General features: G+C 43.4%; 7 protein-coding genes and 1 pseudogene. 2 read left to right on the top strand and 6 right to left on the bottom strand.

Annotation, left to right across the window (positions count from 1 at the left end; genetic code table 11):
• On the top strand, positions 1 to 467 hold a 467-nt coding region (locus GPLA_RS13455), incomplete at its 5' end, for an IS3 family transposase (protein WP_040514797.1).
• Positions 468 to 512: 45 nt separating this feature from the next.
• Positions 513 to 743 (top strand): transposase, encoded by a 231-nt coding sequence (locus GPLA_RS23240; RefSeq protein ID WP_083882065.1) that lies wholly within the window; start codon positions 513 to 515, stop codon positions 741 to 743.
• Between the two features lie 378 nt (positions 744 to 1,121).
• On the opposite strand, the gene GPLA_RS13450 is transcribed toward GPLA_RS23240, so the two are convergent.
• The 6 genes and pseudogenes from GPLA_RS13450 to GPLA_RS13430 form a co-directional block, all read right to left on the bottom strand.
• Positions 1,122 to 1,487 (bottom strand): hypothetical protein, encoded by a 366-nt coding sequence (locus GPLA_RS13450; RefSeq protein ID WP_006991273.1) that lies wholly within the window; start codon positions 1,485 to 1,487, stop codon positions 1,122 to 1,124.
• A 100-nt stretch (positions 1,488 to 1,587) separates the two neighbouring features.
• Positions 1,588 to 1,710, bottom strand: coding sequence for a hypothetical protein (locus tag GPLA_RS24210; protein ID WP_006991274.1), 123 nt, complete (start codon positions 1,708 to 1,710; stop codon positions 1,588 to 1,590).
• A gap of 106 nt (positions 1,711 to 1,816) precedes the next feature.
• On the bottom strand, positions 1,817 to 2,158 hold the full coding sequence (locus GPLA_RS13445; protein ID WP_006991275.1) for a rhodanese-like domain-containing protein: 342 nt from the start codon (positions 2,156 to 2,158) through the stop codon (positions 1,817 to 1,819).
• Between the two features lie 77 nt (positions 2,159 to 2,235).
• Positions 2,236 to 2,937 carry an MBL fold metallo-hydrolase gene (locus GPLA_RS13440; RefSeq protein WP_006991276.1) on the bottom strand — a complete coding sequence of 234 codons (702 nt, stop codon included), beginning with the start codon at positions 2,935 to 2,937 and terminating at the stop codon, positions 2,236 to 2,238.
• 578 nt (positions 2,938 to 3,515) lie between these two features.
• The gene (locus GPLA_RS13435; RefSeq protein WP_006991277.1) at positions 3,516 to 4,151 is read right to left on the bottom strand and encodes a recombinase family protein; all 636 of its coding nucleotides are present in this window, start codon (positions 4,149 to 4,151) and stop codon (positions 3,516 to 3,518) included.
• 534 nt (positions 4,152 to 4,685) lie between these two features.
• Positions 4,686 to 5,588 (bottom strand): annotated as a pseudogene (locus tag GPLA_RS13430) (transposase); the annotation flags it as partial.
• Between the last annotated feature and the right edge of the window lie 7 nt (positions 5,589 to 5,595).

Here is a 5,595-nt window from a genome sequence, read left to right as displayed (position 1 = left end):
TTTGGGCAGGTAATCGCTGGCACTACTTAGCGGTTGTAATTGATTTATACACGAGACGTATCGTGGGCTGGTCGATGTCGGCTAAGCCTGATGCAGAACTCGTCGTAAACGCGTTAGATATGGCTTATGAGCAACGAGGTCGTCCACAAAAAGTCATGTTTCACACTGACCAAGGAAGCCAGTATGGTAGCCGCAAATTCAGACAGCGGTTATGGCGTTACCGGATGAAGCAAAGTATGAGTCGCAGGGGAAATTGCTGGGACAACGCGCCGATGGAAAGAGTATTCAGAAGCTTGAAGTCAGAGTGGATACCAGCGACTGGATATAATTCTTTGCAAGAGGCAAAGCGTGATATCAGCCGTTACTTGATGGATTACTACAATTGGCAACGGCCGCACACATTCAATAACGGGCTGGCTCCTGCAAAAGCGGAGAGCCAACCTATTTTACAGTCCGGAATTAGTTGACCACTACAGAAGCGAAATGAAAAGACAGGTTTTAGGGGAAGATCAATCCTAAATGAAGGCAAATCAGGTGCATTCAATGTACCTGATTTGTGTCGTAAGCATGGGGGCGGTCAGAGAACGCATTATAAACGGAAATCTAAGTACGGCGGCATGGAGTCGTCAAACTTATATACAATACGTGCGCTTGAGGCAGAGAATGCTAAACTCAAAAAGATGTTCGCAGATGGGAGTATGCAAAATGTGGCACTCAAGGACATTCTTGGACAAAAGCTATAAGAGCAGCACAACGTAAAAAGTGTCTACAGATTTAGAACAAAATGACCACTACAAAATCACTCTAAGCTTTATGTTAAAACTATAGTCAGTCAAAAGGAAAAAGTTGTCTGAGGCATTATTTATACCAAGATTTTCTTTGGTTGAGGGATTATCGAGTTAGTCTACTTGAGTACGTGTTAAATACTTTTTCACGCGGAAAACCATGAAATAAACGTCTTGGTGTAGGACTTTTGGAAGGGTTTGGACTTCTGGCACAGATGACACCCGTTCTTCAGGTCGTCATCGCTTTAGTGTAAGCGCAAGTGTAATCTCTCTACCATATCCACACAATTTAAATGCAATTTTAAAAGTAACGAGCGAATTAAAAAAAACACTTCCCTAACGTTTTCTGAGGGTCTGTCTGCGAACAACAAAGAGGATCAGCAACGGCAAAATTGACCACTGTAATATCGGTAACAACCCAGTGCCCAACATTGGCAAAACAGGCATATTTGGCGCGTATTGCCAACGGTCCAGTATATCGGTTGCAAGCCACTCCATAAAAATAGTGATACCAAGTCCAGTGGCTAAGTAAACTATCGCAGGTGTAATGGCTATGGCATGGATCCAATTTCTTGATCGAGCAATTACGACGGCACTCCAATATGCCAACACGCTGATCACGCCATCTCCTAAACTCGCCTGTGTACAAATGCGAACGACGCTCATGTAGTCAAGCGTTTTCAGTCCCTCGTAAAAAGGCATCTGCCACATTTCCCAAACGAAATTGAAGAGAAACGAAAACAGCAAGAGATTTACTTCTGGATTACGGAGTGTACGATCAATCCAGTGTTGCCCCATCTTTTTACTTTTTCTCCGATCGTAAGTACTTCCACAGCGCGGCAATTGACAAAACCAGTACACCAATGATCAATAGCCAAACCAATCCCATACCCAACATCATGCCCATACCCATATCGTTCATCATAGTTCTATCCTCTCTTGTTGACATTCCGTAAGACCACTAAAAATGTCGCCGTCTGCGCGCTCCGCGTTGCTATCGCGCAGACACAAACCTATGTTTATGTGAAAATTTAGGCGGGCTTATTACAAGGTAGTCCGGCAGCCTGCAAATCGTCAAAGCCAGCTTTAGATGCAAAAGCTGCAATATAGCCCATTTGTCGTAATGTTGCTGCAGCTAGCACGGCACGGCCACCGCTGGCACAATAGGTGACTATAGGCCGTTGATGATCGCTTTCTTCGTCGGAAATTCTCATTTCCAATACACCACGCGGTATAGCGACGGCACCTTCCAGATGGCCTTCCTGCCACTCATTGGGTTCACGAACATCGAGCAGTAGCGCACCGCTGCCACGCAAATCCTTTACCTTTTCAACGTCGACGGTGTCAGCTACCTTTTTGGCTTCATCGATCATTTGTTGTGCAGTTAAAAACGTAAACGTAAAAATTTCTCCTTATTGTAGTGTGAATGAATGTTCAAACTGTCAGCTCGCTACACATCTGCAGCTAAACCGCAGCCAAGGTTCGCCGGAACGGCCACATCCATCATCTTCGGATCAGGCAGATCCAGGTTGTTCATAATGTCGATATATTCAGCACGGCTCTTGCCGGCTAACCGCGGGTTGTGAGCCTTTTCCTCAGCAACGCTGCTGCGGGTCCAGCCGTTATAATCGTGCGCCGGGTATACCAGCGTTGAATCCGGTAGCGTAAATAGCTTTTTAGTAATGGAATCATAGCTTTGACCAGCGTCACCGCCTTGAAAGTCGGTTCGGCCACTACCACGAATCAGAAGCACGTCGCCGGTGAATACTGCTGGCCGCTCGCTGTGAAGCAAAAAGCTATAAGACTCATCGGTATGGCCAGGTGTGTACAAAGCTTCCAGATCAATACCGTCCAACCGGATGTGCTCGCCCTCCCTAATGGTTTCAGACACACAGTCGGCTTCTGTCTGTTCGCCCATTACCGTGATGCAACCGGTCTTTTCCCGCAACTTTCCAAGACCGGTGATGTGATCCGCATGGGTATGAGTATCGATGGCTCGCACTAGTCGAACATCGAGTTCTTCGACTAGTTTCAGGTACATATCCACCTTGTCTATTACTGGGTCGATTAGTAACGCTTCGTGGCCACTATCGCCAGCCAACAGATAGCTATAAGTGCTGGATTCAGAATCAAAAAATTGGCGAAATAACATGTTTATCCCCCATTCGTACTTAGGTGCAGTGTATAAGTAATATAAACACTCTACCCGATAGAATCAACCCAACGTGTAATCAAAAATATCCGGCTCATAGCGGTGACATCAAACCAATACTCTGATAATTTGACGCAAACTTGGCAAATTCCAGACTGATTATGTCCTCATTCTATTCATTTACAAAAAAAAGAACAAACACTGCCCTGTTAGCCTAATAGCAAACATTACCCTTGTTTTGTTGTGTTTTCTTTTCCTAATTAACTAATGTGAAGTCCGAAACTGGCGGTGCCCTTACAAGAGGCAACTTGCCAGATGCTTTTTCTTCATTGCTTTTGAGGTGATCTGATATTTTCTTGATGACCACTGGATCTTCAATACAGCCGATGACTCTTACCTGTCCCTGATTTCTATATATAAATTAGTCGCTTAGGTAAAATCATCGAAAATTAGTGACCTAAACGGTAGTTCAGCCTAGAGACCTTGATATAATTGGGCTGCAGAGCATCCTCGTTTTTAGATAAGTCATATTCCTGACAAGTTTGCTAGTTAGCGGCTACGTAAAACGCAAACTTTTATTAAATCATCTTTTCTTTTCGCTTTAATTTTTTTGAAACTTTGGAAATTGTAGAGCGAGAACATCCTAAAATATGTTGGATATAATCATAAGATTTTTTATCTGCCAACAAGCCTTCAACCTTTAGCTGTAACTCTACATCACTTGGTCGACCAAGATAACGACCTTCAGATTTAGCTTTAACAATGCCTTCCTTTTGTCGTCTTCTTCGATCTTCATAATCCTTTCTAGCAATAGCCGCAAGCATATCGAGCATCAAATCATTGATAGCTGATAACATTCTTCCAGTGAATTCATCACTTACCACCGCAAACTGATGACTCGTAGGTAAATCTAATGATACAACCCTCAAACCTTTTGCTTTTATGATGGACTTGAGTGAGTACCAATCATCATCCTTTAACCTGGATATCCGATCTATTTGCTCTACAAGTACCACGTCACCTTTCTGAGCTATTTCTAGCAATCTAAATAATTCTGGTCTTTGAAGCGTGGCTCCAGATTCATTTTCTTCAAAAAATGCAGATATGACCAAATCATGTTCATTAGCAAACAGTAACAATGCATCCTTTGCACGTCCCGCATCTTGCTCTTTGGTTGAAGCTCTGAGGTAAGCGTAAGTTCGAAAAGTACTCATTGTGGAAATAGTCCATTTTACATAGTCTCTTTATTCTAGTCCATTATACATAGTATGCAGCAATTAATGGACTATTATAAAGCTAGGTTTCTAGCAGTCCCTTTAAGGTATACCCTATATGAACTAGTAAGCTTAAATAAAGATTTAACGGGCAGCTAGCCGAACCAATCTACGAACGGCTCTAGATAGCATGAAGCTGTCAGTCGATGAAACCTTTTGTATGGCAAGTCTGAGCGAATAGGAGCTATGCCACCATTGCCGACGACCGGAGGATTTGATTTTTCACACAGCCTGCCGCAAAAGCGACCAGTCGAGACATTACTTACGATGTCAGCAGGTGCGACAGGCTGTGTAAAAACTCGGATTACAACCGCCAAATCTTACCCTCTGTGATACTCAACCATCCAAATGACTTAGTCACTGATTATTAGCGTTAGCGCGGAATTTTGGATTTGGAGTGTTAAGGCGGGTTGTTAGTGATAAATGTGACGTTTGAAGGCTGTTTTATTGCTCGAATTTAGGCTAAATGCACCCTTATTGCTTGATGGCTTCCATTAACCCAGTCGTTCCCATTATGGTCATCATTCTCTTCAGGTTATAAGCCAGCACATGCAGGTTCATCTCGATACTGACATTCTTTTTACGCTTCATTAAGAAGTGCGTCGCGCCCATCCACATTTTAATCGTACCAAACTGATGCTCCACGGTTTGTCTTCTTAACACCGATATCTTTGGATTATCATCGAGCCGCTGCTGCATCGCGTCTATCTCTTCTTCGTGAACCCAGCGTCTCATTTTCCTTGGCTCTTTTAATGATCTCGTGCATTTACCTCTGATATCACAATCTCGGCAAGCATAAAAATTAACGTATACCTTTTGCTCAAGGCCGTCTTCGGTTATGTTCCGTCGATGCGGTAATTCCTCGCCCGCTGGGCAAATATAAAGGTCTTTGTCTTTATCGTATTTAAATAATGACTTGTTAAAGATGCCTTTCTTTGCTGAGCCTGATGTATCAGTTTGTGGCACGTTTGCCGTCATGCCTAAATCTTGTGTGGCCTTGATATCGTTGCGACTAAAGTACCCCTTGTCGGCGATGATAGTGATGTCTTGTTTACCTAATGTTTTTTGGACTTGCTCTGCCACTAAGGTGAGCTGGCCTCTGTCTGTTGTCATAGTGACATCGTGTTCAACAATCAAGTGATGTTTTGTATCCACAGCGCTTTGCACGTTGTAGCACACCTGTCTTTGCATATGTTGCGTCTTCATCAAACGTGCATCAGGGTCGGTTTGTGACACTTGCTTGTCTGGGTGTTCATTCACTTGTATTTCGAGTGCTTTAAGCTCAACTAATCGCTGCTCAAGCCATGCTAATTTTGAAGTAGATACTGTGGTGTCGATATCCTTTTCATCCCCGTCTTTTGTGTCCATTTGACTTAATTAACCT

This window comes from Paraglaciecola polaris LMG 21857, assembly GCF_000315055.1.
Taxonomy (GTDB): Bacteria; Pseudomonadota; Gammaproteobacteria; order Enterobacterales; family Alteromonadaceae; genus Paraglaciecola; species Paraglaciecola polaris.
Note: the sequence above shows the minus strand (reverse complement) of the source record. Positions and strands in the feature narration are given on the sequence as shown.

What these genes read in the sequence shown, in the direction of transcription:
- GPLA_RS13450 (WP_006991273.1), bottom strand. Translation starts at nt 1,487, where the DNA reads ATGCCTTTTTACGAGGGACTGAAAACGCTTGACTACATGAGCGTCGTT.
- GPLA_RS24210 (WP_006991274.1), bottom strand. Translation starts at nt 1,710, where the DNA reads ATGATGAACGATATGGGTATGGGCATGATGTTGGGTATGGGATTGGTT.
- GPLA_RS13445 (WP_006991275.1), bottom strand. Translation starts at nt 2,158, where the DNA reads ATGATCGATGAAGCCAAAAAGGTAGCTGACACCGTCGACGTTGAAAAG.
- GPLA_RS13440 (WP_006991276.1), bottom strand. Translation starts at nt 2,937, where the DNA reads ATGTTATTTCGCCAATTTTTTGATTCTGAATCCAGCACTTATAGCTAT.
- GPLA_RS13435 (WP_006991277.1), bottom strand. Translation starts at nt 4,151, where the DNA reads ATGAGTACTTTTCGAACTTACGCTTACCTCAGAGCTTCAACCAAAGAG.